The following is a 26,798-nucleotide window of genomic DNA, read 5'->3' as shown; positions in this document are numbered from 1 at the left end:
TGGGCGGGAGCCCGCGGCGCGCGCCGGCACGGCCTGGACGGACGCCGGCTACGGGGGAGCGCGCAATGGGCAAGGGTTCCGGCAGGAAGGACGCCGAGGCGGACGTGGCGCGCCGCGTCAAGCGCGTCGGCACCGGCGCGAGCGCCGAGCGGGGAACGCTCGGCAACGGCACGCGGACCGGCGGCGCCCGCAAGGACGTCGAGCGGCGCGTCAAGCACATGGGGACCGGCGGGCGCGAGGACGCCGGCGACGTCGCGCCGGACGCGGGCCCGCGCACCAAGGACGCCCAGGCGGACGTGCGGCGCCGCGTCAAGCAGGTCGGGACGGGCTCGACCGCGGACGCCGGGACCCTCCGGACGGGCGCGGCGCCCGGCACCGACGGGGCCCGCAAGGACGTCGAGCGGCGCGTCCGCCGGATCGGGACCGGCGCGTCCGGCACCGCCGGCGAGGCCGTGAAGGCCTAGCCCGCCGCTCAGGCCCGCCGCTCAGGCCCGCCGCTCGGGCCAGGCCTAGCCTGCCGCTCAGGCCCGCCGGATCGCGGCGAGCCAGGCGGCGACGCCCACGCCGTCGAAGCTCGTCACCAGCCGCTCCGGGGCGATCGACTCGACCTCCCAGCCGTGCGTCCGGTCGAAGGACTGCCGGAGCTCGTCCTGGGTGACGCGCCGCGGACCCCAGTCGCCGGGCTCGGCGTCGCTGAAGCAGAGCAGGAAGAGGCGGCCGCCGGACGCGGTCACGGCGGCGAGGCTCTCGACGTACTCGCCCCGCTCGCCGTCGTCGAAGGTGTGGAACAGGCCGCAGTCGAGGACCGTCTCGAACGTCCGGCCGAGGCGGGCGAGCTGGAACGCGTCGGCGAGCGCGAACTCCGCGTCGAGGCCGCGGTCCCGCGCCTTCTCCCGGGCCATCGCCAGCGCCGTCCCGGCGACGTCGACCCCGAGGACCCGCGCTCCCGCGGCGGCGATCCGGAGCGCGTTCTCGCCGGTGCCGCAGCCCGCGTCGAGGACCGGGCCGGTGAAGGCGCCCTCGTCGGCGAGGCGCTCCACCGCCGGTTGCGGCCGGCCCGCGTCCCACGGCGCCGGCTCCTCGCCCTGGTAGGACTCGTCCCACTGCAGCCCGGTCATCCGCTCGTGGCTGGTCGCCCGGCGCCCGCCGTACCCGTCGCCCGTCCGCTCGGACATTCCGCGCCTCCCTGCACCGATGCCGGCACGCCTTCCCGCATCGTCGCACGCGCACCCCGCGGATCCGCCGCGAACGGGGACGCCCCGCCCCGCGGCCGCCGGGTTTTCCCGGTTCGTAGCGGAGGAGTTACGCCGCCTTTGCGGCGTGCCGACCAAGGGCCGCGCGACGGTGCCGCCTAATAGGGGAAGGGGAAGGGCAGGCGGCGACCGGGGGGTGACGGCAGGGTGCGTCCGCGTCTCGCGCCGTCCTCGATCCGGGCGCGCTTCACCCTGGCCATGACGGGCGTGTCGCTGCTGGTCTACGCGGTCATCGGCGTCGGCGTGGACACCGCCGTCCACAACCGCATCGAGCGGGACGCCTTCCGGGACACCCAGCGGGCCGCGACCGAGTGGATCGGCTCGATGCGCTCGCCGACCCCGCCGCAGCCGATCACCAGCGCGCGCGTCCCCTACCTGCAGCTCGTCGACGCCAACGGCAGCGTGGTGTCGGCCAGCCGGGCGGCGAGCGGGCTGCCCGCGCTGAGCACGCTCCGGCCGCCCGACGACGACCGGATCCAGAGCGTCGTCCAGTGCGCGAACGGGCGGTGCCTGATGCTCACCGCCAGCCGGGTCTCCCCGCAGGAGGCGGCCCAGCTGTGGGGCGGGCAGACGCACATCGTGTACGCGGCGATGCCGCGGCCCGTGCTGCTCGCCACCCACCGGCTGGAGGCCCTCGTCGCCGTCTGCGTGCTGGTGGCCGCCCTGCTCACGGCCTGGGTCACCTGGTCGCTGGTCGGCCGCACGCTGCGTCCCGTCGAGGCGATGCGGGCGCAGATCGCCGAGATCACCATCAGCGACCTCAGCCTGCGCGTGCCGCAGCCGTCCGGCGACGACGAGATCGCCCGGCTGGCGCGCACCGCCAACCAGACCCTCGCCCGGCTCCAGGACGCGATGGAGCGCCAGCGCCGGTTCGGCTCGATGGTCTCCCACGAGCTGCGCCGCCCGCTCACGGGCCTGCGGACGCAGCTGGAGGAGGTGCTGCTGTTCCCCGAGGCCGACGCGCGCCGCGGCGTCCGGGACGCGCTCGCCACCGCCGAGCGGCTCCAGGCGATCATCGAGGAGATGCTGATGCTCGCCCGGATCAGCACCGGGCCCCGGGCGGTGGAGCCGGTCGGGCTGGCCGCCCTCGCGCGCGAGGAGGCGGCCAGGCGCGGCGGCGGGCCGCCCGTCCAGGTCAGCGCGGACGAGGAGCTCACCGTCACCGGCAACCGGGTGCAGCTCGCCGGGGTGCTGGCCAACCTGCTGGTCAACGCCCAGCGCCACACCCGCACCGGCGTGCAGGTCACGGTGCGGCGCGCGGACGGCGACGCGACGGTCGCCGTCCAGGACGACGGCGACGGGATCGCGCCGGGCGACCGGGAACGGATCTTCGAGCCGTTCACCCGGCTGACCGAGGGCCGCCGCCGCGAGCCCGGTGGCAGCGGCCTCGGCCTCGCGATCTGCCGCGCCGTCGCCGAGACCCACAACGGCACGCTGTACGTCGAGGACTCCCCGCGCGGGGCCCGGTTCGTCCTGCGCCTCCCGCTCGCGGCGCCGCACGGCTGACCGCGGCGGGCGGGCGGCGTCCGGCGGGCGGGCGGCGCCCGGCGGGCGTCATCGGCAGTGGAAGCCGAAGAGCTCGCGGACGTACGCGCCGGACGGGTCGTTGGGCAGGTCGGGGTCCGGCCTGCAGGTGACCGTCACGGGCTTCGCCTTCTCCGGGACGAAGCCGTGGATGGTGAAGGTGCCGTGGATGTCGCCGGAGGCGCGGGCGCCGGCCTTCTCCGGCCGGCAGCCGCGCACCCCGCGCGCGAGCCCGCTGGTGGACAGGACCAGCTTCGAGCAGCTGAAGTCGGCGGCGGGCCGGCCCGGCCGCTCGGCGGCGGACGCGGCGGTCGCGGCGGTGACCGGCCCGGCCGCCACGGCGGCCAGCGAGGCGGCCGTGAGGATGCGCAGGCAGGAGAGCATGGAAGACGTCCTTACTGCCGGGGCCGGCGGGTCCGGGCCGCGCCGGCCTGACCTTGAGACTTCTCGTTCATGCCGTCAGCCGGGCGCCCTACCCCGCTTCCGGCGGCTCTCACCCTTTTCGGCGGGAACTTAAGAACTATGTGAAACGCCCATATCGGGCGGCGGTCCGCCGGTGCCGTCCCGCCATTCGGTGCGGAGGATCGAGTAGTAGACGCTGTCGCGCCAGGTCCCGTCGGGGCGCGGCCAGTCGCGCCGCACCAGGCCGTCGCGGTGCGCGCCGAGCCTCTCCAGCGCCCGCCGCGACCGGGCGTTGGCGGCGTCGGTGCGGAACGCGACCTTGGCGAAGCCGAGGACGCCGAAGGCGTGGGCGAGCATGAGGCGCTTGGCCTCGGCGTTGGCGCCGGTGCCCCACCAGCGGCGCCCGAGCCACGTGGAGCCGATCTCGATCTGCCCGCGCACCGGGTCGGGGTACCAGTACGAGCTGGTCCCCGCGACGCCCTGGCCGGTGACGATCGCGTACGGCCGGCGCAGCGGCTCCCCGCGCGCCGCCTCGATCCAGGCGCGCATCTCCTGGATCGAGGCGGGTCTCGGATAGGGCAGGTGGGCGAAGACCTCGTCGTCGGCGGCGGCGAGCAGCCCGGCCGCGTGCCCGGCGGCGAGCGGCTCCAGCCGCAGCCCCGGCCCGGCGAGCACCTGTTGGAAGCCCGTTTCCCTTTCCATGACCGCCCAGTTTCCTCCGGCCCGCCGCATGCGGCACGGCGGGTTGGGGCCCGCACTCCGGGGAATGTCGGCGCAGGTGGGGGAGGGAGAGCCGGTGAGCGTGGCGGCGGGGGTCGACCACGCGGCGCTGTTCGCCGCGATGCCCAGCCCGTCGCTGGTGACGGGCCCCGACCTGGTGATCGCGGACGTCAACCGCGCCTTCGAGGACGCCACCGGCCGGGCCCGCGAGGACCTCGTCGGCCTCCACGTGTTCGAGGCGTTCCCCGACGCGGCGGACGCCGAGGGGACGCGGAACCTGGAGGCCTCGCTGAACCGGGCGCTGGCCACGGGCGAGCCCGACACGATGCCGCTGCAGAGGCATCGCATCCCCGGGCCGGACGGGACCGAGGAGCGCTGGTGGGCGCTGGTGAACGTCCCGGTGCCCGGCGCGGACGGGCGGATCGCGTGGATCGTCCACCAGGCCGAGGACGTCACCCCGTACGTGACGTCCGGCCGGGAGGCCGCGCGCGGCGAGCGTCCCGGCGTCTGGAGGGGCGCGCATCTGGAGACGGCGCAGACGCTGGAGGCCAAGCTGTACGCGCGGGCGCGCGAGCTGCAGCGGCTGAACGCGGAGCTGCGCCGGGCGCACGCGCGCGAGCGGCAGGTCGCGCTGACGCTGCAGAGGGCCATGCTGACGACGCCCGACCTGGACGTGCGCGGCGAGGTGGCGGTCCGGTACCTGCCCGCCACCCGGGGGCTGAGCGTCGGCGGCGACTGGTACGACGTCGTGGACCTGCCGCCCGACCGGTTCGCGCTGGCGGTCGGCGACGTGGTCGGGCACGGGCTCGAGGCGGCCGCGGCGATGGGGATGCTCCGCAGCGCGCTGAGCGCCGCGATGCGCGCGGTCGAGCGTCCCGCGCCGGCGCTGGAGGTCCTCGGCCTGTACGCGGGGTCGCTGGAGGCGGCGCTGAACACCACGGTCGTCGAGGTGGTCGTCGACACCCGGAACCGGATGGTGACCTACAGCAGCGCGGGGCATCCGCCGCCGGTGCTCGCGCACGCCGACGGCCGCCACGACCTGCTCGACCTGGCGACGGACCCGCCGCTCGGCGTGCAGCCGGTGCCGCGCCCGCAGGCCAACGCCTCCTACGAGCCCGGCGACACGCTGGTGCTGTACACCGACGGGCTCATCGAACGCCACGACGAGGACATCGACGCGGGTCTCGACCGGCTCACGGGCGCGCTCGCCGACGCCGCCCGGTACGAGGCCGCGGAGCTGGCCGACGTCGTGCTGGCCCGGCTCGGCGTCGAGGGCGGCGGCCCCGACGACATCGCCCTCGTCATCGCCCGGCTCTGACCCTCGCGCCGCAGGCGGCGGGATCAGAGCTGGACGCGGCCGGTGAGCCAGGCCTTGACGAAGTGCTCCAGGGACGGTGCGACGCAGCGCCGGTTGTCGGTCCGGTGGTCCCAGACGAAGATGTCGGGCCGGCCCTCGGGGACGAGGGCGTAGGCGAACAGGTTGCCGTCGCCGGGCGCGTCGGAGAAGAACAGCAGCTGGTCGAAGGCCATGTAGAGCCGTTTCAGGGCGGGGTAGGTGCGCATCTCCAGGTTGCCCTGCAGCACCTGGTCGGCGGAGAAGACCAGGTTGTAGCCGTTGGCGTCGACCACGCCGTCGGTCTCGCCGAGCAGCCCGGCCAGGTCGTCGGGGAGCAGGTGCCCCAGGCTCTCCTCGACGCGCTGCAGCTCCCGCTCCGTGGCGGGCGGGGCGAAGCGGGCCTCGCGGGTGTGTTCGTCGATCAGCTCACGCCACATTCGCGAATCATGACGAAAGGGAACCCGCGCCGTCCAGCCGACGGGCCCGGGGCCCTTGACGCGCCGTCCCGGCAATCATACATTCACTCATCATCTGTATGAATGGAGGGCGGGGCGGATGGGACGCGGAACGGCCGTGGTGCTCGGCGGGAGCGTGGCGGGGCTGTGCGCCGCGGGCGTGCTCGCCCGCCGCTTCGACGAGGTGATCGTGCTGGAGCGGGACGAGCTGCCGCCGGACGCGGAGCACCGGCGGGGCGTGCCGCAGAGCAAGCACCCGCACTTCCTCCTCAACTCCGGCCGCCGCGCGATCGGCGCGATCTTCCCCGGCTTCGAGGAGGCGCTGATCGCCGCGGGCGGGATGCACCTGATGCCGTCCATGGACGCGGCGTACTGCGAGAACGACGGCTGGGCGCCGCGCAAGACCGGGTCGATGACGATGGTGTACAGCTCGCGGGTGCTGATCGAGCGGGTGCTGCGCGACAAGGTCCGCGAGCTGCCCGCGATCGAGATCCGCGAGGGCGCGACCGTCACCGGGCTCCGGTCCACCGGGGGCGGCACCGCGCGCGGGCGCGTCGAGGGCGTGGAGTACCGCACCGCCGGCGGCGACGACGTCCACCTGGCCGCGGACCTGGTCGTCGACGCGCTGGGCCGCGGCTCCTCGGTCGCCGACTGGCTGAGCGCGGCCGGCTGGGCCGCGCCGCCGGAGCGGACTCTCGACGCCAAGGTCACCTACACCTCGCGGTGGTACGACCTGCCGCCCGCCGACCGGCGCCCGGAGACGTGGTGGTGGAAGCACCTCGTCGTCACCCCGACGCAGGACACCGGCGACCACCCCGCCGAGCACGAGTTCCTCAGCAACTTCTTCCCGATCGAGGGCGACCGCGCCATCGTGTGCATGGGGTCGTGGGGGATCGAGATGCCCCGCAAGGCGGAGGCGTTCGAGGCCGCCGCGGACCGGGTGCGGGCCACGCTCTTCGGCCGCGCGACCCGCGCGTGCACCCCGACCTCCGAGGTCCACCTGACCCGCTCCACCGGCAACAAGTGGCGGCGCTTCGACCTGCTGGACGTGCCGCCCGCGGGGCTGGTGTGCGTCGGCGACTCGATCTGCGCGTTCAACCCGTTCTACGCGCAGGGGATGAGCTCGGCGGCCCGGTCCGCGCTCATCCTCGGCGAGATGCTGCGCGGCCGCGACGCCCTGGACCTCGCCTTCTTCCGCGCGTTCCTCGCCCGGCAGAAGGAGTCCCTCGACGTGCCGTGGATGCTCGCGATGGCCCGCGACCAGGCGTACGACTTCGCGACCGGGACGGAGGTCGCCCCGCGCTGGCGGCGCCGGCTGGCCGCGCGCTTCAGCTGGCCGGTCTTCAACGCGATCAACGCCGCGAGCCGCGAGGACGGCTACGTCGAGCGGACGTTCGCCGAGGTGTTCAACCTCGACCGGTCGCTCCGCGACATGGCCCGGGACCCGCGGTTCTGGTTCGGCATCGCGCGCTACAAGCTGCGGCAGCGGCTCGGCCGGACGGTCGTGCCCGGCGGGTTCGACGAACGGCAGGACCCGCCCGGCATCGACTTCACCGGCTACACCGGCGGCGCGCCGTCCGGGACGGCCCGGCGCGGCGACGACCTCGTCGGCGCCTGACGAGCGGAGGAGCGACATGGGCTACACCTGCGACCCGGTGGCCGAGCGCGTCGCGGAGAAGCTGGGCTTCTCCTGCCACCACACCGATCCCCTGGTGACGTTCCGCAACCCGTTCGACCTGGCGAACGGCACCATGCCCGTCCTGGAGGCGCTCGTCGTCGGCGGGGCGGTGTTCGCGCTCGTCCACGCGTGGCGGCGGTGGCGGCGCGACGGCGACCCGGTCAACATCTCGCTGTGGTTCGCCTCGGTCGTCTACCTGGCGGTGATCGAGCCGCCGCTGTACTTCCCGGGCTGGTTCGGCCTGGAGAAGCAGGTCGGGTTCATCTTCTCGCACAACGTGTTCACGGTGCAGTTCATGTACGACCGGCTGCCGCTCTACATCGTGGCGTTCTATCCGGCGATCTCGCAGCTCGCCTACGAGCTGGTCCGGTCGCTGGGCGTGTTCGCCCGGCGCGGCCCGCTGGCCGGCGCGGTCGCGGTCGCGTTCGCCTGCCAGGTCTTCTACGAGATCTTCGACCAGCTCGGCCCGCAGCTGAAGTGGTGGGCGTGGAACCCGGCGAACACGATGATCAACCGGCCGGCGCTCGCGTCGGTGCCGATGAACAGCATGCTGCTGTTCGCCTCGGTGTCGTTCGGCGCGATGACCTACCTCGTCGTCCGGCTGACCGGCGCGAGGCCGGGCCGGAGCGCGCTGCCGGGCTGGAGCGTCGCGTGGCGCACCGTCGTCGCCGGCGCGGTGACACCGCTCGCGATGATCGTCGTGAGCGCGCCGAGCGGCGCGTTCCGCGGCGACGACCAGGTCGGCGTCCAGCGGGGCATCCTCTCGGCCGAGCTGGCCGTGGTCTGGATCGCCGGGCTCTACCTGCTCGCGGACGCCTACCGGGCGGCCCGCGCGGGCGGCGCCCCGCGGGTGGCGTCGCCGCTGTTCGCGCGGGTCTACCCGGCGGTGTACCTGGCCGTCCTCGTCGTGCTGTGGCTGGTCGCGCTGCCGGCGTACTTCGGTGCGACGGGCGGCGTCACCGAGCAGGGCACGCCGATCGGCAGCCTCTGGTACGCCGCGCTGTGCGCCGTCGCCGCGGCGGGCTTCATCGTGGCCGTACTGCGGGTCAACGCGCCGGAACCGGCCGTGGAGCCTGTGCGATCCTAGGGCCATGGCGCACCACGGCTGGGGAGGCCGGCCCCCCGCGACGGATGCCGAGGCCCGGCAGCGCATCGTCGACGCGACCGCCCGCTGCATCGACCGGCACGGCGTCGCGAAGACGACCCTCTCCGACGTCGCGACCGAGCTCGGCGTCACGCGCCAGACCGTCTACCGCCACTTCGCCCGGATCAGCGACATCGTCGGCGAGGTCGCCGCACAGGGCGCCGCGTCGTTCGTGGACCGGATGGTCGCCCACCTGCGGGGCAGCGGCGTCCGCGACCCGGCCGAGGCCGTCGTCGAGGGCATGATGTTCTGCGTCCGGACCATCCCGACCGAGCCGCGCCTCAGCCTGCTGCTGCAGCTGAAGGACTCCAGCGCCTTCGGCCGCGGCGCCACCACCGCGGACGCCATCGGCTACGGCGCCCTGATGCTGCGCCGCTTCCCCGTCGACTGGGACGCCGCCGGGATCGGCGAGGACGACCTCACCGGCCTCGCCGAGATCATCATGCGGCTGCTGACGTCGCTGCTGCAGAACCCCGGCGAGCCGCCCCGCGACGACGAACGGCTCCGCGCCCTGCTGGAGCGCTGGCTGGCCCCCGCGCTGCGGCAGCCGTCCCTGCACCGCGTCCCCTGACCTCTGCTACTCCGCCGCCGCGCGCGTCGTGAACGGCAGCACCAGCCGTGACGGGTGGGCGGCGTCGCGGTAGATCTTGTGCGTGACGGGGCGGCCCACCGGCAGGTGGAACGCGTCCGGCGGGAGCAGCGCGTTGTGCTCGTCGGCGAGCGGCTCGTCGTTGGACAGCTCCACGACCAGCCTGTGGCCGGGCAGGAACGTCGCCGCGAACGGGTAGACGCGCAGCACGTACTCCTCGATCCTCCCCGGCTCGACCGGCACCGCGCGGGTGTGCGGGTGGTAGGGGTTCCCCTCGGTGGTGCGCTCCTCGTCGAGTTCGCGGTGCGAGGCCTTGAGGTAGGCGGTCGTGATGAGCTGCCGCTTGCCGTCCGGTGCCTCGTCCCACAGGCGCAGGATGAAGTTCGTGTCGGGCTGGTCGATCTCCGCGAACAGGTGCGCGGCGCCCTGGCCGATCATCTCCGCCGGCGCGTCGAACGGGGCGGTGCTCCAGCTGAGGATCTCCACCTTGTCGGTCACCGTCAGCGGCGCCTGGTAGAAGCCGTCGGGCGTGGCGTGCTCGGCGCCCATCAGCTCGGGCTCGAACGAGAGCTTCCGGCGCGGACGCAGGTAGAGCGCCCTGTACTCGACGTCCTTCGGCGGCCACTGCGCGCCGGTGACGGTCTCGCGGGAGCCCTCGACGTGGACGGTCACGGCGGGCTCGTCCATGATCCCGTTGTCGACGCCCTTGATCCAGTACTCGTACCAGCGGAACATCTTGTCGTGCTCCTCGATGAAGGGGCGCGACTGCATCGGCGGGTACGGGCCGATGTCGAGCTTCTTCGGGCCCTTCAGGGCGTTGAAGACCTCGATGGTGCCGTCCATCGTCCAGCCGCGGCCCTGGTCGATCTGGAGCCAGACCGGGATGTCGATGTTCGGCGCGAGCGTGACGGGGTTGCGCTCCTCGTACCATTCACCGTCGACCTCGTTCAGCACGATGTCGAACCAGGCCTCGTGGTTCTTCGGGTAGTGCAGCACGTGGACGAGGTTGGGCCAGGCGGCGACGTCCGGGTCCTGGAGCCGCGCGGCGACGCGCTCCCGGATCTCCTCCGGGGAGTAGGTCTCCAGCATCCGGGACTTGACCCGGTCGGTGAACGCCCAGCCGGAGTCGCCGCCGCGGCCCTCGCGGGCGGCGCGCGGCATGAACCACATGACGCCGCCGTGGTAGGTGGTCTCGTAGAAGTCGTAGTGGCCGCCGCTGACGAAGATCGCCTTCAGGCTCGGCGGGCGCTCGGCCGCCGCGAGGACCTGCATCGAGCCGAAGTAGGAGATGCCGATCATGCCGACGTTGCCGTCGCACCACGGCTGCGCCGCGACCCACTCGATGAAGTCGTAGGCGTCCTGGCCCAGCGGGACGCCGCCGGCGTTGTAGTTGCCGATGTGCTCGCCCTCGGACGCGCCCGATCCGCGCAGGTCGCCGATGACGTGGACGTAGCCCTCCTTGACGACGCGCGCGATGTCGCCAGCCTCGATGCAGCCGTCCCACATCGGGCTGGGGCGCCGCTGCGGCGGCGTCGTGAGCGCGAGCGCCTGCAGTTCCTTGCCGTACGGGCTGAGCGCGACGAGCGCGGGGCGCGGCTCGTCGCCGGCGCCCTGGTAGGCGTCGGCCGCGAGGGTGACGCCGTCGCGCATCGGCACGCGGAGGTCCCTGCGGACGGTGATCTTCTCCAGGCCCGCCTGGATGATCCGGAAGTCGGCCATGGGCGCGAAGCCCTCCTCTGTCACGAGTTCTGGGTGAAGTGCGTGCGGTAGCCGTGCATCGAGGTGAAGAACGGCGACGGCTCCAGCGTCGGGTCGGCGGTGTAGCCGACCTCCTGCGCGACGGGCGCGAACGGGGAGTACGGCGAGCCGGTCTCCTGGAGGCCCGCGCACAGGCAGGCGTGGGCGGCCCTGCCGACCCGGCCCTCGATGTCGAGGCTCTCGCGCAGGGCCTCCTCGGCCTGCGCCGCGTCGAGCTCGACGCCGTACGGCCTGCCGTCGGCGCGGCGGTAGGGGTGGCCGAGATAGAGGTGGCGCGGACGGACCTCGTCGCGCAGGTACTCCAGGCCGGCGCGGTACGCGGCCGGGTCCTCGAACCCCGGGAAGCCGTTGGCCGCCCCGTGCACCTGGACGGCGTCGCCGACGAAGACGGCGCCCTGGCCGTCGACGACGTAGGCGACCGACCCGGGCGTGTGCCCGGGGATCGCGTGGACGGAGACCGTGACACCGCCGCCGAGGGGGATCGTCTCGCCGCCCTTGACGAGCACGTCCGGTTCCATCTCGCCGGAGATGACGGCGTCGGCCGCGCCGGTCACCTTCGCCTCGCCCTCGGGGTCGTTCAGGTACCGGCCGCGCCCGGCGAGGTACTCGTCCACGTGCGCGCGGCGCGAGCGTAGCAGCGGCGCGTCGGCCTCGTGGATGACGACCCGCGCGCGCCGTCCGGTCAGCTCCCACAGGGCGCGGGCGCCGCCGACGTGGTCGATGTGGCCGTGGGTCAGCAGGATCCAGCGGACGTCCTCGATCCGGCGGCCGATGGCCTCCAGCGCCGGGGCCATGCCCTCGGCGGGGGAGGAGGCGATGCCGGTGTCGACGATCGCGGGCTCCGGCGCGTCGATGAAGAAGCTGTAGAGACCGAACCGGCCCCACGGCGAGACCAGGGGGTGGATCCTCACGTCGGGCATGGCTCTCCTAGCGGCGGGGGCGGCGGGGTGGGCGGGCGAGGAAGTCGCGGGTCTCCGCGTAGGCCCGGTGGTACTCGGGGATCCACGAGAAGTGCTGCACGAAGCCGTGCCCCGCGCCGGCGTACCGGCTGACGGTCGCGTCCACGCCGGCGTCGTCCAGCCTCCGGCCGTACAGCTCGCCCTCGTCGCGCAGCGGGTCGAGCTCGCCGGTGATGATCAGCGCGGGCGGCAGCCCGGAGAGGTCCGCCCGCTTGATCGGTGAGACGCGGGGGTCCGCCGGGTCGGCGCCGCTGCCGATGTAGAAGGCGTTGAACGGCTTGAGCCCGGCCGTCTCCAGCCCGTAGCCGACGGCGTTGTCGCGCAGCGACGCGTAGCGGTCGACGTCGAAGTCCAGGTCGAGCGACGGGTAGAACAGCACCTGGTGGGTGATCCGGTCGAAGCCGTCGTCGTGCGCCATGGCGGCGACCGCGGCGGCGAACGTGCCGCCGGAGCTGTCGCCCGCGAGGGCCAGCGTGGTGCCGTCCCAGCCCAGGGCCTCGCCGTTCTCGGCGGTCCACCGGACGGCGGCGTAGCAGTCGTCGAGCCCCGCCGGGAAGGCGTGCTCGGGTGCCCGCCGGTAGCCGACGGACACGACCGTGAGCCCGGTCTCCTTGGCCAGGTTCCGCGCGACGTGGTCGTGCGTCTCCAGGCTGCCGAGGAAGAACGCGCCGCCGTGGAAGTAGACCAGCAGGCCGTGCGCGCCGGCGTCGTCCGGCGTGTAGACCCGGACCGGGACCTCGCCGGCCGCGGTCCGCGCGGTGACGTCCTCGACGGAGTGCAGCGGCAGGCGGTCGGCGACGGCCGGGACCTCCGCCTCCTCGCCGGCGCGCATCGCCTCCGGGTCCAGCGGACCGGGCGGCGGCGCGGGCATGGCGGCGAGGGCCTTGGCGATCTCGGGGTGCAGCGGCATGGCGTCAGACCCCCGCTCCGCGCGAGGCGGGCCGCTGGGACGCGGGCTTCTGGCTCGGGAAGACCTCGTCGACCTCGTCCTCGGTCCAGCCCTGCCGCGAGACGCGCTGCAGCTCGTCGGTCACCGGCTTGCGGGTCGCCTGGTAGAGCGCGAGCGCCTCGCTCACCGAGCCCGCGTCCCGGAGGGAGTCGGCGAGGACGCCCGCGTCCAGGATCGCGGAGTTCGCGCCCTGGCCGTGGTGGTGCAGCATCGAGTGCGCCGCGTCGCCGAGCAGGACCACCGAGTCCGAGTGCCAGCGGTCGATCGGGTCGATGTCGTAGACCGCGCGGCAGTTGACCGTCGCCATGTCGAGGTCGCGGACGATGTTCACGATCCGCTCGTCGAAGCCCTCGACGGTCCTGAGCAGGTCGTCCTTGGTGACGTCCGGTGCCCAGGTGCCGTCCGGGCACAGCGCGGTGATGTCGAAGGAGACCTGGCCGCGGTGGCGCAGCGGCAGCAGGTAGACCTTCGTGCCCCGGCCGATGTACATCCGCAGGTTGTCGTCGACGACCAGGCCGTAGGCGTCCTCGGCGTCGATGACGGCGCGGTAGGCGTGCTCGCCGGAGAACACCGGCTCCGCGGCGGAGAACAGCTGCTCGCGGACCACCGACTTGATGCCGTCGGCCCCGACGACCAGGTCCGCCTCGGCGGTGGCGCCGTTGGCGAACGTCAGGACGCCCCCGTCGCCCTTGTCGTCGATCCGCTCCAGCCTGTGGCCGAGGCGGACCATGCCGTCGGGCAGCACCGAGAGCAGCGCCTCGATGAAGTCGCCGCGGTGGATCAGGTGGGTGGTCAGGCCGAAGGCGTCGATCTCCGGCCAGGCCTCCCGCATGATCGGCTCGCCGGTGCCGGTGAGGATCTCGAAGTAGTCGCTCGGGGAGCTGACCCGCTGGATCGCCTCGATGACGCCCCACCGGCGGAACCGGTCCATGGTGGAGGGGCGCAGGCCGATGCCGGCCCCGACCTCGCGGATCCGGCTCGCCTGCTCGTAGACGGTGACGGTGGCGCCGAGGAGGCTCAGCGCCTTGGCCGCGGCGGCGCCGCCGTACCCTGCGCCGACGACGGCGACGTTCAGTTTCTTCAGGTCCGAGGACTGCATGGGTGGGGTCCTTGTCAGTGCGTGAGGGAGAGGAAGTCGGCGGGGTTGTCGACGAAGATCGTCTTGATGGCGGCGTCGTCGAGCCCGGCGGCGCGCAGGTCCGGGACGAGGTCCTCGAAGATGTAGTTCACGGTGTGGCCCTTGACGCCCGGCCAGCCGAGCGGGCTGCAGTTGGCGTCCGCCGAGGCGAGCACCTGCTTCAGGCGCCCCTCGCCGCCGATGAACCGGAGGAAGTGGTCGAGGCGCTCCCGGCGCGGACGGGCCCAGAACGGCGGGTCGGGGAGCTCGGTCTCGTAGCCGAAGGTGTCGAACCCGATCCGGCCGCCCTGGTCGGCGATCCAGGTGTCGCGGGTCTTGTCGGCGTTGACGCCGTCGTCGACGTGGCCGAACAGCACGCGGTCGAGGGGGAGCCCCTCCTCGTTGAAGATCGCGATGGCGTTCTCGGCGTCGATGGCCAGGTGCGTCAGGATGCCGGCGCCGGTGGCGAGGGAGGCGCGGGCGGCGGCGCGGTAGATGCGCTTGTCCAGCTCCGTCATGCGGCCGCCGCGGCTCACCCCGACCTTGATGACGCCGGCGCGCGCGCCGGTGCCGCCGATGCCCACGGTGATCTCGTGGACGAAGTGCCGCGCCAGGTAGTCGACGCTCGCCCGCGCGAAGAACGGCAGCGCGGTGTCGCCGCCGACGAAGCCCGTGCAGGCGACGATGTGGACGCCGGTCTTCGCCGACAGCGACCGGTAGTAGTCGACGTCGCGTCCGTTGCAGATGCCGGTGACGTCGACGAACGTCCCGCCGCCGTACTCGTGGAACCTCCGCAGCTTGGGGACGGTCTCGGCGTACCGCTCCTCCGGCGACTTCCACCACGTGGTGTCCAGCTCCGAGCCGGGCATGCCGTACCCGATGTGCTCGTGGACGGCGACGACTCCCAGCTCCTCGGCGGGAATCGTCCCCAGGACGGTGTTCACCCTCGACATTCGTCTCGCTCCAAACCTCAGGAAGATCAGCGCACGGTCAGCAGGTCGCGCGGGTTGCCGGCGAGGATGCGGTGCGCGTCCTCGCCGCCGAGCCCCAGCGACGCCGCCAGCGGGACGAACACCGCGGCGGCGTGGCTGTACGGCAGGTCGTAGGCGTCCTGGCCCTTCGCGACGCCGATCGCATTGCCCGACAGCAGGATCCGGTCGCCGTGGCCGGCCTCGACGAGGTCGAGCACCAGGGCGGCGCGTTCGCGGTCGGTGACGTGCGCGGCGTCGTCGTTCAGGCCGACATGGTCGATCGCGACGTAGGCGCCCCGGCGCGCGATCGCGAGAGGGGCGCCGGCCTCGACCGCGTCCCTGCGGTCGAGGCCGCCGACGACCACCCGGTCGGCGGGGAGGCCCTCGTCCAGGACGACGTCGAGATCGTGCACGGCGTCGCTCCCGTACCGGACGGAGAGCGGGACGCCGGTGGCGAGGGCGGTGCGGGCCGCGCCGCGGAACAGGCTCTCGTCGGTCGCGGTCATGCCCGCGCGGGTCGCGGCGGTCGCCACGAGCCCGGCGGCGCCCCGCCGCTCCACGCGCGGGATCACCATGCCCTCGGTGATCTCCTTGGTGAACAGGTCGGCGAACCTCTCCGCGGGCCACGGCGTCGGCGGGTTCGTCTGCGGCGTGAGGAAGTAGCCGCCGAGCATCTCCTCGGGGCCCATGCCGGTGGACGCGACGATGTGCACCCCGGTCGACCGCGACAGCGCCTCGTACAGCCGCACGTCGCGGCCGTGGAACATGCCCGTGGCGTCGACGATCGTCCCGCCGCCGTGCGCGCGGAAGTCCGCCAGCCTCCGCGCCAGGACCTCGAAGACCTCGGCGCGGTCGATGGTCACGTCGAAGGCGTGCTCGGCGCCCGGGACCACGGACAGCAGCGCCTCGTGGACGGCGACGATCCCCAGGTCGTCCGCCGGAACGGGGCCGAGGACGGTGTTGACGGTGCCGCTCCCGGCGGTGCCGTTCTCCGCGGGGCTTCTCTCGGCGGTCGGTGCGCCGGTCATGGCCACTTCCTTTCGTCGGCGTCGGGTCACCGCGGCGTGGGCGCGCGCGGATGGAGGGCGGCCGCCACGCGATCGCTGTGAAGGGTGTCACTTCACTTTACGTCATGTCAAATGAGCTTCCTTCATGTAAGGAACTTGATCGCACCGGCAGGCGATCAGGCCGCGACCAGGTCGGGTGACTCGGTGCCGTCCGTCTCGGGCGCGCTCTCGCGGTGCCCGAACAGGCCGACGAGCGTCAGCACGCCGGCCGCCGCCGCGCACAGGCCCGCCACGAGGAAGGCGGTGTTGTAGGCGCTGCCGAGCGACTCGAAGGCGAGCTGGTGCAGCTGCTGCGGCATCGGCACCGGCCGCGCGCCCGGGCCGGCGCCCGGCACGACCGGCATCGAGTTGATCGCCATGGCGCCGCCCTCGTGCGCGATGCCGCCCGCGACCCCGGAGTACGGCGCCTGCAGGCCGGACGCCCCGATCGCCCGGCCGAGGCCGGACAGCAGCGCGTCGTTGGCCTTGTTGATCGCGAGCGCGGCGATGAGCACCGGGCCGAGCGCGAACCCGAAGTCGCGCAGCAGGTTGGTCGTCGCGCTGGCCATCCCGGCGAGCCGGACCGGGACCGTGTTGATCGCGACGGCGGTGATGGACCCGACCGTCAGCGCGAAGCCGCAGCCGAGCAGCGTCAGCGGGGCGATGAACCGCGTCCAGCCCATGTCGGCGACGTCGAACGTCGAGCACCAGATGCCCGCCGCGGCCATGAGCGCGAAGCCGCCGGACAGCACCCAGCGCGGCGAGACCCTGCGGATGAGCCGCGAGACGACCGGCACGAACAGGAAGGCCGGACCCTGGATGAACAGGAACAGCACGCCGATCCGGAGCGCGCTCTGGTGCTGGACGGCGCCGAGCCAGATGCTCATCGAGTAGCAGGTGGCGAGGAACGCGAACATGCCGACGACCGTGGCGATCGCGACGATCGCGTAGGCGCGGTTGGCGAACAGCCGCAGGTTCAGCAGCGGCACCGCGGCCCGCAGTTCGATCGCGGCGAACGCGGCCAGCAGGACGACGCCGGCGGCGAACGCGCCGAGGATCTCCGGCCGGGTGAAGCCGCTCTCCGACCCCTGCGTGGCGGCGAACAGCAGGGCGATGAGGCCGAGCGCCAGCGTGATCTGCCCGGGCAGGTCGAGCCTGCGGCCCTCGGGCGCGGACGAGTCGGCCGCCGCGAAGGTGATCAGGAAGGACAGCACGGCGGCGCCGATGACGACGGCGTACGCGCCGCGCCAGCCGCCGTGCTCGGCGAAGGCGCCGCCGAGCAGCGGGGAGATCGCCGCGCCGATGGACAGGAAGCCGGCCCACAGGGCGATCGCTTTGGTGCGCTCCTCCTGGTTGGGCGCGACGGCCGCGATCATCGCGAGCGAGATCGGGTAGAGGATCGCGGCGCCGAGGCCGGCGACGACCTGGCCGGTCCACATCACCTGGACGGTCCCGGCCAGGCAGCAGACCAGCGAGCCGATCACGGTGAGGACCGCGCCGAGCTGGAGCAGCCGCTTGCGGCCGAACAGGTCGCCGATCACGCCGGTGGTCAGTTCCAGGACGACCATCGGGATGGCGAACGCGGCGGTGATCCAGGTGAGCTGCGACCCCGTGGTCGCGAACTCCTGCTGGAAGGTGCCGTTGAGGGCGCCGGGCAGCGAGTACGCCACCTGCGCCAGCAGGACCGCGAAGCAGCCGGCGACCACCGTCGGGATGGGGCCCGGCGTGCGCGCGCCGGACGACGGCCTCCGTGTCATGGGGACTCCTTGTGAGTTGGATCACTCGTCGATGCGTGCACAGTGTCATATCGATTTACATCGCGTCAAGTCAATGACCTGCACGTATGCAGAGGTGGCTAGATGCTAGGAGTGCTGACGCGTGCGCTAGGGTTGCCGGGTGGCGAGCCTGCGCGAAGCACAGAAGGAAATGACCCGGCGGATGATCCTGGACGCCGGGCTCGAGCTGTTCTCGGCCAAGGGCTACCTCGCCACGACCGTCGAGGACATCGCCGGCGCGGTCGGCACCACCCGGGTCACCTTCTACGCGCACTTCCCGTCGAAGAGCGAGCTGATGAAGGCGCTCATCGCCGAGCGCCTCAACGAGGTCCTGCTGCGCAGCCGGTCGCCCGAGCACGGGTCGACGGCCCTGGCCCTGGTCGAGGCCGTGAAGGACGGCGGCCGCGAGGCGCTCGCGGCGTGGCTCGCGCAGACCTCCGAGCGGTGGCCGGTCATCCACCCCATCATCCGGATCGGCCGCGACGCCGCCGCCGCGGAGCCGGAGCTGCGCAACCTCGTGGAGCGCTGGCTGGAGGAGGCGATCAGCGACGTCGAGGACGGCCTCACCGCCGCCGGCCGCTTCGAGCCGTACCAGCGGCACTTCCGCGGCGTCCTCGCGATGGCGCAGCTCGACTACGTGGCGCAGAACTGGGCCGGGGCCGACTGGAAGCTGAACCGCGAGCAGATGCTCGAAGAGCTGACCGACAGCTGGTTCGGGCTGCTCGGCGCCCGCTGACGTTCCGCGGGCGCGGTCAGCGGGTCAGGTCGCGCTCCAGCGCGTCGGCCACGGTGCGCAGCGTGCCGGCGAGCGCGGGCAGCCGCTCCTTCTCGTACCGCGCGCTCGGCATCGACACCGAGAGCCCGGCCACGACCTCGCCGTCCGGCGCGCGCACCGGGACGCCGACCGCGACGACGCCCCGCTCCGACCGGCCCTGGTTGAGCGCGAAGCCGTTGCGCCGCACCCGCGCCAGGTCCGCGCGCAGGGCGTCCAGGTCGGGCCGGTCGCCGGGACGTTCGTCGTAGCGGTCGGCCGCGTACAGCGCCTCCAGCCGGTCCGGCGGCAGCTCGGCAAGGAGCAGCAGCCCGGCGGTGGTGCGGTGGGCGGGGAACACCATCCCCTCGCGCGAGCCGACCCGCAGCGCCTGCCGCGACTCGACGCTGGCGATGAAGCGCACCGTGTCGCCGGTGCGGACGGTCAGGTTGGCGGACTCGTCGAGCATCTCGGCCAGCCGGTGCAGGTGCGGCAGCGCGGCGGCCCGCAGCCGGGCCGCCGCCGACTGCGAGTGCGCGGCGAGCTCCAGGACGGGCCCGACGCGGTAGGTGCGGTCGGCCTCGCGCACCGCGAAGTCGCGGTAGACGAGCATGGCGAGCAGCCGGTGCGCGGTCGAGTTCGCGACCCCGAGCCGCCGCGCGACCTCGCTGACCGTCAGCGGGCCTTCGAGCTGCAGCATCGTCGCGATGCGCAGCGCGTTGTCGACGCTCGCGATCGCGTACGGCGGCGGCGCCTTGAAGGGCTTGTCCACGCGGGCTCGATTCTGGAGAACAGAATTTCCTATTCTTCACAGCGTACCGGCACCACGATGGCGGGTATGACCAGCACTCCTGCCGACCCCCTCGCGGCCTCCCCGGCGGACGCGCCCGCGCCCGCGGACGCGCCCGCGCCCGCGGACGCGCCCGCGCCCGCGGACTCGCCGGTGCGGCTGCGGGCCGTCGACGCGCCCGGGCAGCCCGAGGTCACCCCGGAGCTCGAGGACCTCTACCGCGGCTTCGAGGCCGAACTGCTCGTCCCGCTGTGGACGGAGATCGGCGGCCTGATGCCGCCGCATCCGCGCTCCAGCGCCGTCCCGCACGTGTGGAAGTGGGACCGGCTCGTCCGCCTCGCCGACCGGGCGGGGCGGATCGTCCCGGTCGGGCGCGGCGGCGAGCGCCGCGCGATCGCGCTCGCCAACCCGGGGCTGGGCGGCCGCCCGTTCGCGTCCCCGACGCTGTGGGCGGCGATCCAGTACCTGATGCCGGGCGAGGACGCGCCCGAGCACCGCCACACCCAGCACGCCTTCCGCTTCGTCGTCGAGGGCTCCGGGGTGTGGACGGTCGTCGGCGGCGACCCCGTGCCGATGAACCGCGGCGACTTCCTGCCGCAGGCCGGCTGGAACTGGCACGCCCACCACAACGCCACCGACCGGCCGATGGCCTGGATCGACGGCCTCGACATCCCGTTCCAGTACCTGACCGAGGCGCAGTTCTTCGAGTTCGGGCGCGACGAGATCTCCGACGCCGAGCGCATCACGCCCGAGCGGTCCCGCTCCGAGCGGCTCTGGGGTCACCCCGGGCTCCGCCCGGTCGGCGTCGCGCACACCACGCCCGGGTCGCCGCTGCTGTCGTACAAGTGGGAGCACACCGACCGCGCGCTCGCCGACCAGCTCGCGCTGGAGAAGGAAGGGCACGCCGCCACGGTCGAGCCCGGCCACGCCGCCGTCCGCTACAGCAACCCCGCCGACGGCACCGACGTGCTCCCGACCCTGCGGGCCGAGTTCCACCGGGTGGCGCGGGGCGCGGAGACGGCCCCGGTCCGCGAGACCGGCTCCAGCGTCTACCAGGTCTTCGACGGGTCCGGCACGGTCTCGGTCGGCGACCGGACCTGGTCGGTGACCCGCGGGGACCTTTTCGTCGTGCCGTCGTGGGAACCGTTCTCGGTGCGGTCCGAGGCCGGGCCGTCCGACTCCGACTCCGGGGCCCTGGACCTGTTCCGCTTCGGCGACGCGCCCGTCTTCGAGGCCCTCAAGCTCCACCGAACCGCCAAGGACGCCATCTGATGAAGCTCTCCACCATCCGCACCGCCGCCGGGACCCGCGCCGTCCGCCTCGACGGCGACCGGCTCGTCGACCTCGGGTATCCCGACCTCGGCGCCCTGCTCGCCGAGCCGGACTGGCGGGCGAGGGCGGCCGGGGCCTCCGGCGCGGTCCACGACCTCGACGGCGCCGACTTCGCACCCGTCGTGCCGAACCCGTCGAAGGTGATCTGCGTCGGTCACAACTACTCCAACCACATCAAGGAGATGGGGCGGGAGCTTCCGGCGTACCCGACGCTGTTCCCCAAGTTCGCCGACTCCCTGATCGGCGCGCACGACGACATCGTTAAGCCGGCCGAGACCGACGCCCTCGACTGGGAGGTGGAGCTCGCCGTCGTCATCGGCGCGGAGGTCCGCCGCGCCGACGACGCGCAGGCCGAGGCGGCGATCGCCGGGTTCACCGTCATGAACGACGTGTCCGTGCGCGACTGGCAGTTCCGCACCATCGAGTGGACGCAGGGCAAGATCTGGGACTCCTCCACCCCCCTCGGCCCGTACCTGGTCACGCCCGACGAGGTCGGCGGCGTGCGCCCGGCGCTGCGGGTGCGGACGGTGGTCGACGGCGCGGAGATGCAGTCCGACGACACCGGCACGCTGCTGTTCGACCCGGTCTTCCTGGTCAAGTACATCTCCACGATCATCACGCTGCGCCCCGGCGACCTGATCGCCACCGGCACCCCCGCCGGCGTCGGCCACGCCCGCGACCCGAAGGTGTACCTCACCGGTGGCGAGACGGTCGTGACCGAGGTCGACGGCGTCGGCGCGTGCGTCAACCGCGTCGTCAAGGACGCCTGATGGCCCGCACGTTCGCCGACGCCGTCCGCTGGGCGCGGGAGGGCACGCGGCTGTTCCTCGACGCCGCCGGAGGCCTGACCGAGCCGGAGTTCGAGGCCCCGAGCCTGCTGCCCGGCTGGTCCCGCAAGCACCTCGTCGCGCACGTCGCGGCGAACGGCGACGCGCTCGGCAACCTGGTGCACTGGGCGGCCACCGGCGAGGAGACCCCGATGTACGCGTCGGCGGAGGAGCGGGCCGCCGGGATCGAGCGCGGCCCCCGGATGAGCGGCGCCGAGCTGACCGGCTGGCTGGCCCGGTCCTGCACCGAGTTGCGGACGGCGATGGACGCGCTCACCGAGGCTCAGTGGCAGGCCGAGGTCGTCACCGCCCAGGGACGCACCGTCCCCGCGACCGAGGTGCCCTGGATGCGGTCGCGCGAGACGTTCGTCCACGCCGTCGACCTGGACCGCGGCGTCTCCTTCACCGACCTGCCGGGCGGCTTCCTGGACGCCCTCGTCACCGACATCGCCGCCAAGCGGGGGCTGGACGCGCTCCCGGATGGGCCGCTCCCCGAGGTCGCCGCCTGGCTGGCCGGACGGCCGCACGCCCTCGCCGGCGCCCCGGACCTGGGCCCCTGGCTCTGAGGCGCCCGAGAAGGAAGAGACCATGACCAACCCTGATGTGATCGTCGTCGGCGGCGGGATCGGCGGGCTGGGCGCCGCCTACGCGCTGACCCGCCGCGGCCTCGCCGTCCGCGTGCTCGAACGGGCCGCCGCCTTCGGCGAGGTCGGCGCCGGCATCCAGCTCGCCCCGAACTGCACGCGCATCCTCGACGACTACGGCCTGCTCGACGAGGCCAAGAGCCTCGGCGTCCTGCCCGACGCGATGATCATGCGCGACGCCGTCGACGGCACCGAGCTGACCCGCCTCGACCTGCGCGACCTGGAGCGCCGCTACGGCTTCCCGTACCTGGTCATCCACCGCAGCGACCTGCACGCCATGCTGCTGCGCGCCTGCGAGCGCGCCGGCGTCGACCTGCGGACGTCCCAGCAGGTCACCGCCTGCGCGAACACCCCCGGCGGCGCGAGCGTGACGCTCGCCGGCGGCCGCGTCGAGGAGGCGCGGGTCGTCATCGCGGCCGACGGGCTGCACTCGGTGGCGCGCAAGCTGCTCGTGGACGACGAGCCGGTGTCGTCGGCGTACGTCGCGTACCGCGGCACCACCCCGACCGCGAGCGGCCGGGCCGCGGAGGTCGACCTGTCCGAGGTCGTCGTGTACGTCGGCCCGCGCTGCCACTTCGTCCACTACGGGCTGCGCGGCGGCGAGCTGCTCAACCAGGTCGCCGTGTTCGAGTCGCCCAAGGCGCGCGCCGGCGAGGAGGACTGGGGCACGCCCGACGAGCTGGACGCGGCGTTCGCGGGGACCTGCGACTTCGTCCGCGGCGGCCTGCCCGACATGTGGCGCGACCGGTGGTGGCGGATGTACGACCGCGACCCGATCATGACCTGGGTGGACGGGAGCATCGCGCTGCTCGGCGACGCCGCGCACCCCCCGCTGCAGTACATCGCCCAGGGCGCGATCATGGCGATCGAGGACGGGTGGGTGCTCGGCGAGCAGGTCGCCCGCCACCTCGCCGGCGGCGGCTGGGAGGCCGTCCTCGCCGCCTACCAGGCCGTCCGGCCCGAGCACTGCCGCCGCGTCGTCACCACGTCGCGCGCCTGGGGCGAGCTATGGCACCTCGACGGGCTCGCACGGCGGCAGCGGAACGTCCTGCTGCGGGAGCGCGACACCTACGACTACGCGTTCGTGGACTGGCTCTACGGCCCGACCGCGCTCGACCCCGCCGACGAGCCGCCGATGTTCACCCCGATCCCCTTGTCGTCCGCGGACACCCTCACCCCTTCCGTTCCCTGACGAACCCGTCGACCTGCGGCGAGCCGCCGTCATGAGCGGTCCCATGACGACGGCTCGCCGCACCTCAGCGGTCAGGCGTGCTTGAGGGGGACCGGCACCCGGTCGCGGAGCTCGTCGATCGTGATGCCGAAGGTCTCGCGGACCGACGCGCCGTCCGGGCCGACGTCGATGACGGCGACGTCGGTGTAGACCCGGCTGACGCAGCCGACGCCCGTCAGCGGGTAGCCGCATTCGGGCACGAGCTTCGACCGGCCCTTCTTGTCGAACAGCGTCATCATCACGAAGACCTGCTTGGCGCCGATCGCCAGGTCCATCGCGCCGCCGACGGCCGGGATGGCGTCGGGGGCGCCGGTGCTCCAGTTCGCGAGGTCGCCGGTGGCCGACACCTGGAACGCGCCGAGCACGCACACGTCGAGGTGGCCGCCGCGCATCATCGCGAACGAGTCCGCGTGGTGGAAGTACGACGCGCCGGGCAGCTCCGTCACCGGGACCTTGCCGGCGTTGGTGAGGTCCGGGTCGATCCCGTCGCCGGTCGCGGCGGGGCCCATGTTGAGCATGCCGTTCTCGGTGTGCAGCACGACGCCCGAGCCGTCCGGGAGATGGTCGGCGACCTTGGTCGGGCGGCCGATGCCGAGGTTGACGTAGGAGCCCGCCGGGATGTCGCGGGCGACGACCGCGGCGAGCTCGTCCGGGGTGAGGGGCCCCGTGGTGGGGGACATGTCAGCGCGCTCCTTGGACGGTGTAGTGGCGGTCCTCGACGCGCACCACGCGGTCGACGTAGATGCCGGGCGTGACGACCGCCTCCGGGTCGAGCTCCCCGGCGGCGACGACGCCGCCGACCTGCACGATCGTGGTGGCCGCGGCCGTCGCCATGACGGGCCCGAAGTTGCGGGCGGTCTTGCGGTAGACGAGGTTGCCCATCGTGTCGGCGCGGTGGGCGCTGATCAGCGCCACGTCGCCCTTGATCGGGTACTCCAGGAGGTGGACGCGCCCGTCGATGGTCCGGGTCTCCTTGCCCTCGGCGAGGGGGGTCCCGGCGGCGGTCGGGCAGTAGAAGGCGCCGATGCCCGCGCCCGCCGCCCGCATCCGCTCCGCGAGGTTGCCCTGCGGGACGATCTCCAGCTCGATCTTCCCGGCCCGGTACAGCTCGTCGAAGACGTAGGAGTCGCTCTGCCGGGGGAACGAGCAGATCACCTTGCGGACGCGGCCGGCCTTGAGCAGCGCGGCCAGCCCGACGTCCCCGTTGCCGGCGTTGTTGGACACGATGGTGAGGTCCTTCGCGCCCTGCCGGATCAGCCCGTCGATGAGGTCGAACGGCATGCCCGCGAAGCCGAAGCCGCCGACCAGGACGGTGCTGCCGTCCGCGATGCCGCGGACCGCCTCGTCGACGCTCTCGACGATCTCCGCGCGGCTCACGCTCCCGCCCCCTTGCTCTCCGGGCTCGTGTTCTCCAGGACGACGGCGAGGCCCTGCCCGACGCCGATGCAGATGGCGGCGACGCCCCAGCGCTCGCCGCGCTCGCGGAGCACCTTCGCGAGCGTGCCGAGGACGCGGGCGCCGCTGGCCCCGAGCGGGTGGCCGATCGCGATCGCGCCGCCCTTGGTGTTGACGATCTCCGGGTCGACGCCCCAGGCGTCGACGCAGACGAGCGACTGCACGGCGAACGCCTCGTTCAGCTCGACGGCGCCCACCTGGTCCCAGCCGATCCCGGCCCGCGCGAGGGCGCGGTTCGCCGCCTCGACGGGCGCGTAGCCGAAGTCCTGGGGGTCGAGGGCGAACGCGCCGCGTCCGGCGATGCGCGCGACGGGCTCCAGGCCGATCCGGTCGGCGGCCTCGGCGGAGCCGAGCAGCAGCGCGGACGCGCCGTCGCTCAGCGGCGACGCGTTCCCGGCGGTGATGGTGCCGTCCGGCCGGAAGCTCGGCTTGAGGCCGGCCAGCTTCTCCAGCGAGGTGTCGGCGCGGATGCCCTCGTCGCGCTTCAGCCCCTCGACGGGGACGACCAGGTCGTCGTAGAAGCCCTCGTCCCAGGCGGCGGCCGCGAGCCGGTGCGAGCGCAGCGCGAACGCGTCCTGCCGTTCCCGGCCGACGCCGTACTTCTCCTGGAGCAGCTCGTTGGCCTCGCCGAGGGAGACGGTCCATTCCTCCGGCATGCGCTTGTTCACCAGCCGCCAGCCGAGCGTCGTCGAGACGGCGGTGACGTTCCCGGCGGGGAAGCCCTTCGCCGGCTTCGGCAGCACCCAGGGCGCCCGGGTCATCGACTCGACCCCGCCGGCGAGCACCACGTCGGCGTCGCCGGTCTCGATCGTCCGGGACCCGATCATCGCGGCGTCGAGGCTGGAGCCGCACAGCCGGTTGACGGTCGTGCCGGGCACGCTCGTCGGCAGCCCGGCGAGCAGCGCCGCCATCCGGCCGACGTTGCGGTTCTCCTCGCCCGCGCCGTTCGCGTTGCCCCAGACGACCTCGCCGACCGCGGCGGGGTCCAGCCCGGGCGCCCGCTCCAGCAGCGCGGTGATCACGCCCGCCGCGAGGTCGTCGGGCCGGACGCCCGCCAGGGCGCCGTTGAACCGGCCGAACGGCGTCCGGACGGCCGAGTACAGGTAGGTGCTCATGTCAACGAGGCTAGGTGGCCTCCCTTGATACAGTGAAGTATCAATATTCGCACCGATTGATATGCCGATGATATGGATCTACGTCAGCTGCGGTACTTCGTCGCCGTCGCCGAGGAGCTCCACTTCGGCCGCGCCGCCGACCGGCTCAACATGGCCCAGCCGCCGCTGTCGCAGGCGATCCGGAGGCTGGAGGCGGACCTCGGCGTCGAGCTCCTGCACCGCAGCACCCGCCGGGTCGACCTCACCGACGCGGGCCGCGGCTACCTCGCCCGCGCCCGCAGGATCCTCGGCGAGGTGGACGAGGCGGCGCACGAGGCCCGCCGGATCGCGGCCGGCGCCGTCGGCCACCTCACGATCGGCTGCGTCGGCTCCGCCACCTACAGCCTCCTGCCCGCGATCTCCCGCGGCCTGTCCCTCGAACTGTCCGGCGTCGACTTCTCCTTCCGGGGCGAGATGCTCGTCCCCGACCAGGCCGCCGCGCTCCGCACCGGCGAGATCGACCTCGCTCTGCTGCGCCCGCCGATCGCCGACCTGTCCCTGACCGTCCTGCCGCTGCGCCGCGACCGGCTCGTCGTCGCCGTCCCCGCCGACCACGCCCTGGCCGCCCGGCGGCAGGTGGACGTCGCCGACCTGGCGGACGCCGACCTCATCGTGCACTCCGCGGACCGCCGCTCCGTCATGTACGACGTGGTGCTCGGCCTCTTCCGGGACGCCGCCGTCGAGCCCCGGATCCGGCACGAGGTCGGCGAGACCTCGACCCTGGTCACGCTCGTGGCGGGCGGTCTCGGCGCGGCCGTCGTCCCGGAACCGGTGACGGCCCTGGCCCTCGACGGCGTCGTCTTCCGCCCGCTGGCCCGTCCCGCCGTCACCGTCGACCTGGCCATCGCCCACCGGACCGACCGCACCGAACCCCACCTCGCCCGGGCCGTCTCCGTCGTCCAGCGGATCGTGCGGGACGCGCCCGCGTGAGCGCACCG

General features: G+C 73.6%; 27 protein-coding genes. 12 read left to right on the top strand and 15 right to left on the bottom strand.

The window, feature by feature from the left end; translation table 11 throughout:
- The first annotated feature begins 65 nt into the window (after nucleotides 1–65).
- Complete coding sequence (locus AB0C78_RS12985; protein ID WP_360746196.1) at nucleotides 66–464, top strand: hypothetical protein; 399 nt, start codon at nucleotides 66–68, stop codon at nucleotides 462–464.
- A gap of 57 nt (nucleotides 465–521) precedes the next feature.
- Here AB0C78_RS12985 and AB0C78_RS12980 read toward each other — a convergent pair whose 3' ends face one another.
- Nucleotides 522–1,175 carry a class I SAM-dependent methyltransferase gene (locus tag AB0C78_RS12980; protein WP_360746193.1) on the bottom strand — a complete coding sequence of 218 codons (654 nt, stop codon included), beginning with the start codon at nucleotides 1,173–1,175 and terminating at the stop codon, nucleotides 522–524.
- Between the two features lie 225 nt (nucleotides 1,176–1,400).
- Here AB0C78_RS12980 and AB0C78_RS12975 point away from each other — a divergent pair, with 225 nt between their 5' ends.
- Nucleotides 1,401–2,759 carry a HAMP domain-containing sensor histidine kinase gene (locus AB0C78_RS12975; protein ID WP_360746190.1) on the top strand — a complete coding sequence of 453 codons (1,359 nt, stop codon included), beginning with the start codon at nucleotides 1,401–1,403 and terminating at the stop codon, nucleotides 2,757–2,759.
- A gap of 48 nt (nucleotides 2,760–2,807) precedes the next feature.
- On the opposite strand, the gene AB0C78_RS12970 is transcribed toward AB0C78_RS12975, so the two are convergent.
- Nucleotides 2,808–3,161, bottom strand: coding sequence for a hypothetical protein (locus tag AB0C78_RS12970; RefSeq protein ID WP_151538485.1), 354 nt, complete (start codon nucleotides 3,159–3,161; stop codon nucleotides 2,808–2,810).
- Between the two features lie 129 nt (nucleotides 3,162–3,290).
- Nucleotides 3,291–3,881: a GNAT family protein gene (locus AB0C78_RS12965; protein WP_360746187.1), complete on the bottom strand. Its 591-nt coding sequence runs from the start codon at nucleotides 3,879–3,881 to the stop codon at nucleotides 3,291–3,293.
- A gap of 94 nt (nucleotides 3,882–3,975) precedes the next feature.
- Here AB0C78_RS12965 and AB0C78_RS12960 point away from each other — a divergent pair, with 94 nt between their 5' ends.
- Complete coding sequence (locus tag AB0C78_RS12960; RefSeq protein WP_360746184.1) at nucleotides 3,976–5,217, top strand: SpoIIE family protein phosphatase; 1,242 nt, start codon at nucleotides 3,976–3,978, stop codon at nucleotides 5,215–5,217.
- Between the two features lie 23 nt (nucleotides 5,218–5,240).
- Here AB0C78_RS12960 and AB0C78_RS12955 read toward each other — a convergent pair whose 3' ends face one another.
- On the bottom strand, nucleotides 5,241–5,672 hold the full coding sequence (locus tag AB0C78_RS12955; protein ID WP_151538486.1) for an SMI1/KNR4 family protein: 432 nt from the start codon (nucleotides 5,670–5,672) through the stop codon (nucleotides 5,241–5,243).
- A gap of 118 nt (nucleotides 5,673–5,790) precedes the next feature.
- Here AB0C78_RS12955 and AB0C78_RS12950 point away from each other — a divergent pair, with 118 nt between their 5' ends.
- The 3 genes from AB0C78_RS12950 to AB0C78_RS12940 are packed head-to-tail and all read left to right on the top strand — an operon-like array spanning nucleotide 5,791 to nucleotide 9,083.
- Nucleotides 5,791–7,308, top strand: coding sequence for a hypothetical protein (locus tag AB0C78_RS12950; protein ID WP_360746181.1), 1,518 nt, complete (start codon nucleotides 5,791–5,793; stop codon nucleotides 7,306–7,308).
- 16 nt (nucleotides 7,309–7,324) lie between these two features.
- Entirely contained in the window at nucleotides 7,325–8,455 is a 1,131-nt protein-coding gene (locus AB0C78_RS12945; RefSeq protein WP_360746178.1) for a hypothetical protein, read from the top strand.
- Between the two features lie 4 nt (nucleotides 8,456–8,459).
- The gene (locus AB0C78_RS12940) at nucleotides 8,460–9,083 is read left to right on the top strand and encodes a TetR/AcrR family transcriptional regulator (protein WP_360746175.1); all 624 of its coding nucleotides are present in this window, start codon (nucleotides 8,460–8,462) and stop codon (nucleotides 9,081–9,083) included.
- 6 nt (nucleotides 9,084–9,089) lie between these two features.
- On the opposite strand, the gene AB0C78_RS12935 is transcribed toward AB0C78_RS12940, so the two are convergent.
- The 7 genes from AB0C78_RS12935 to AB0C78_RS12905 all read right to left on the bottom strand — a co-directional run bounded on the left by AB0C78_RS12935 (nucleotide 9,090) and on the right by AB0C78_RS12905 (nucleotide 17,658).
- Nucleotides 9,090–10,820 (bottom strand): CocE/NonD family hydrolase, encoded by a 1,731-nt coding sequence (locus AB0C78_RS12935; RefSeq protein ID WP_360746172.1) that lies wholly within the window; start codon nucleotides 10,818–10,820, stop codon nucleotides 9,090–9,092.
- Between the two features lie 20 nt (nucleotides 10,821–10,840).
- On the bottom strand, nucleotides 10,841–11,779 hold the full coding sequence (locus tag AB0C78_RS12930) for an MBL fold metallo-hydrolase (protein ID WP_360746169.1): 939 nt from the start codon (nucleotides 11,777–11,779) through the stop codon (nucleotides 10,841–10,843).
- Nucleotides 11,780–11,786: 7 nt separating this feature from the next.
- Entirely contained in the window at nucleotides 11,787–12,728 is a 942-nt protein-coding gene (locus AB0C78_RS12925) for an alpha/beta hydrolase (RefSeq protein ID WP_360746166.1), read from the bottom strand.
- A 4-nt stretch (nucleotides 12,729–12,732) separates the two neighbouring features.
- Nucleotides 12,733–13,866 carry an FAD-dependent monooxygenase gene (locus AB0C78_RS12920; RefSeq protein ID WP_360746163.1) on the bottom strand — a complete coding sequence of 378 codons (1,134 nt, stop codon included), beginning with the start codon at nucleotides 13,864–13,866 and terminating at the stop codon, nucleotides 12,733–12,735.
- A gap of 14 nt (nucleotides 13,867–13,880) precedes the next feature.
- Nucleotides 13,881–14,837 carry a phosphotriesterase gene (locus tag AB0C78_RS12915; protein WP_360746160.1) on the bottom strand — a complete coding sequence of 319 codons (957 nt, stop codon included), beginning with the start codon at nucleotides 14,835–14,837 and terminating at the stop codon, nucleotides 13,881–13,883.
- Between the two features lie 26 nt (nucleotides 14,838–14,863).
- Complete coding sequence (locus tag AB0C78_RS12910; protein ID WP_360746157.1) at nucleotides 14,864–15,883, bottom strand: phosphotriesterase; 1,020 nt, start codon at nucleotides 15,881–15,883, stop codon at nucleotides 14,864–14,866.
- Between the two features lie 155 nt (nucleotides 15,884–16,038).
- Nucleotides 16,039–17,658 carry an MFS transporter gene (locus tag AB0C78_RS12905; protein ID WP_360746154.1) on the bottom strand — a complete coding sequence of 540 codons (1,620 nt, stop codon included), beginning with the start codon at nucleotides 17,656–17,658 and terminating at the stop codon, nucleotides 16,039–16,041.
- A gap of 139 nt (nucleotides 17,659–17,797) precedes the next feature.
- On the opposite strand from AB0C78_RS12905, the gene AB0C78_RS12900 reads away from it, so the two are divergent.
- Complete coding sequence (locus AB0C78_RS12900; RefSeq protein ID WP_360746151.1) at nucleotides 17,798–18,412, top strand: helix-turn-helix domain-containing protein; 615 nt, start codon at nucleotides 17,798–17,800, stop codon at nucleotides 18,410–18,412.
- Between the two features lie 16 nt (nucleotides 18,413–18,428).
- Here AB0C78_RS12900 and AB0C78_RS12895 read toward each other — a convergent pair whose 3' ends face one another.
- On the bottom strand, nucleotides 18,429–19,199 hold the full coding sequence (locus AB0C78_RS12895) for an IclR family transcriptional regulator (protein WP_360746148.1): 771 nt from the start codon (nucleotides 19,197–19,199) through the stop codon (nucleotides 18,429–18,431).
- A gap of 66 nt (nucleotides 19,200–19,265) precedes the next feature.
- On the opposite strand from AB0C78_RS12895, the gene AB0C78_RS12890 reads away from it, so the two are divergent.
- Genes AB0C78_RS12890 through AB0C78_RS12875 form a run of 4 tightly spaced genes read left to right on the top strand, consistent with a single transcriptional unit; the run spans nucleotide 19,266 to nucleotide 23,212 of the window.
- On the top strand, nucleotides 19,266–20,489 hold the full coding sequence (locus AB0C78_RS12890; protein ID WP_360746145.1) for a cupin domain-containing protein: 1,224 nt from the start codon (nucleotides 19,266–19,268) through the stop codon (nucleotides 20,487–20,489).
- Entirely contained in the window at nucleotides 20,489–21,319 is an 831-nt protein-coding gene (locus tag AB0C78_RS12885; protein ID WP_360746142.1) for a fumarylacetoacetate hydrolase family protein, read from the top strand. Before AB0C78_RS12890 ends, AB0C78_RS12885 begins: the two co-directional genes overlap by 1 nt.
- Nucleotides 21,319–21,942 (top strand): maleylpyruvate isomerase family mycothiol-dependent enzyme, encoded by a 624-nt coding sequence (locus tag AB0C78_RS12880; protein ID WP_360746139.1) that lies wholly within the window; start codon nucleotides 21,319–21,321, stop codon nucleotides 21,940–21,942. The genes AB0C78_RS12885 and AB0C78_RS12880 overlap by 1 nt, the downstream gene beginning before the upstream one ends.
- 22 nt (nucleotides 21,943–21,964) lie before the next feature.
- On the top strand, nucleotides 21,965–23,212 hold the full coding sequence (locus AB0C78_RS12875) for an FAD-dependent oxidoreductase (protein ID WP_360746136.1): 1,248 nt from the start codon (nucleotides 21,965–21,967) through the stop codon (nucleotides 23,210–23,212).
- Nucleotides 23,213–23,283: 71 nt separating this feature from the next.
- Here AB0C78_RS12875 and AB0C78_RS12870 read toward each other — a convergent pair whose 3' ends face one another.
- The 3 genes from AB0C78_RS12870 to AB0C78_RS12860 are packed head-to-tail and all read right to left on the bottom strand — an operon-like array spanning nucleotide 23,284 to nucleotide 25,821.
- Complete coding sequence (locus AB0C78_RS12870; RefSeq protein ID WP_360746133.1) at nucleotides 23,284–23,931, bottom strand: 3-oxoacid CoA-transferase subunit B; 648 nt, start codon at nucleotides 23,929–23,931, stop codon at nucleotides 23,284–23,286.
- A gap of 1 nt (nucleotide 23,932) precedes the next feature.
- On the bottom strand, nucleotides 23,933–24,628 hold the full coding sequence (locus AB0C78_RS12865) for a 3-oxoacid CoA-transferase subunit A (RefSeq protein WP_151538503.1): 696 nt from the start codon (nucleotides 24,626–24,628) through the stop codon (nucleotides 23,933–23,935).
- A complete protein-coding gene (locus AB0C78_RS12860; protein WP_360746128.1) occupies nucleotides 24,625–25,821 on the bottom strand; it encodes a thiolase family protein in 1,197 nt (398 codons plus the stop codon). The genes AB0C78_RS12865 and AB0C78_RS12860 overlap by 4 nt, the downstream gene beginning before the upstream one ends.
- A 72-nt stretch (nucleotides 25,822–25,893) precedes the next feature.
- Here AB0C78_RS12860 and AB0C78_RS12855 point away from each other — a divergent pair, with 72 nt between their 5' ends.
- A complete protein-coding gene (locus AB0C78_RS12855) occupies nucleotides 25,894–26,790 on the top strand; it encodes a LysR substrate-binding domain-containing protein (RefSeq protein ID WP_360746125.1) in 897 nt (298 codons plus the stop codon).
- The last annotated feature ends 8 nt before the right edge of the window (nucleotides 26,791–26,798 follow it).

Source organism: Actinomadura sp. NPDC048394, assembly GCF_040651755.1.
GTDB lineage: Bacteria > Actinomycetota > Actinomycetes > Streptosporangiales > Streptosporangiaceae > Spirillospora > Spirillospora montaniterrae.
This window is presented reverse-complemented; position numbering and strand designations above follow the sequence as displayed.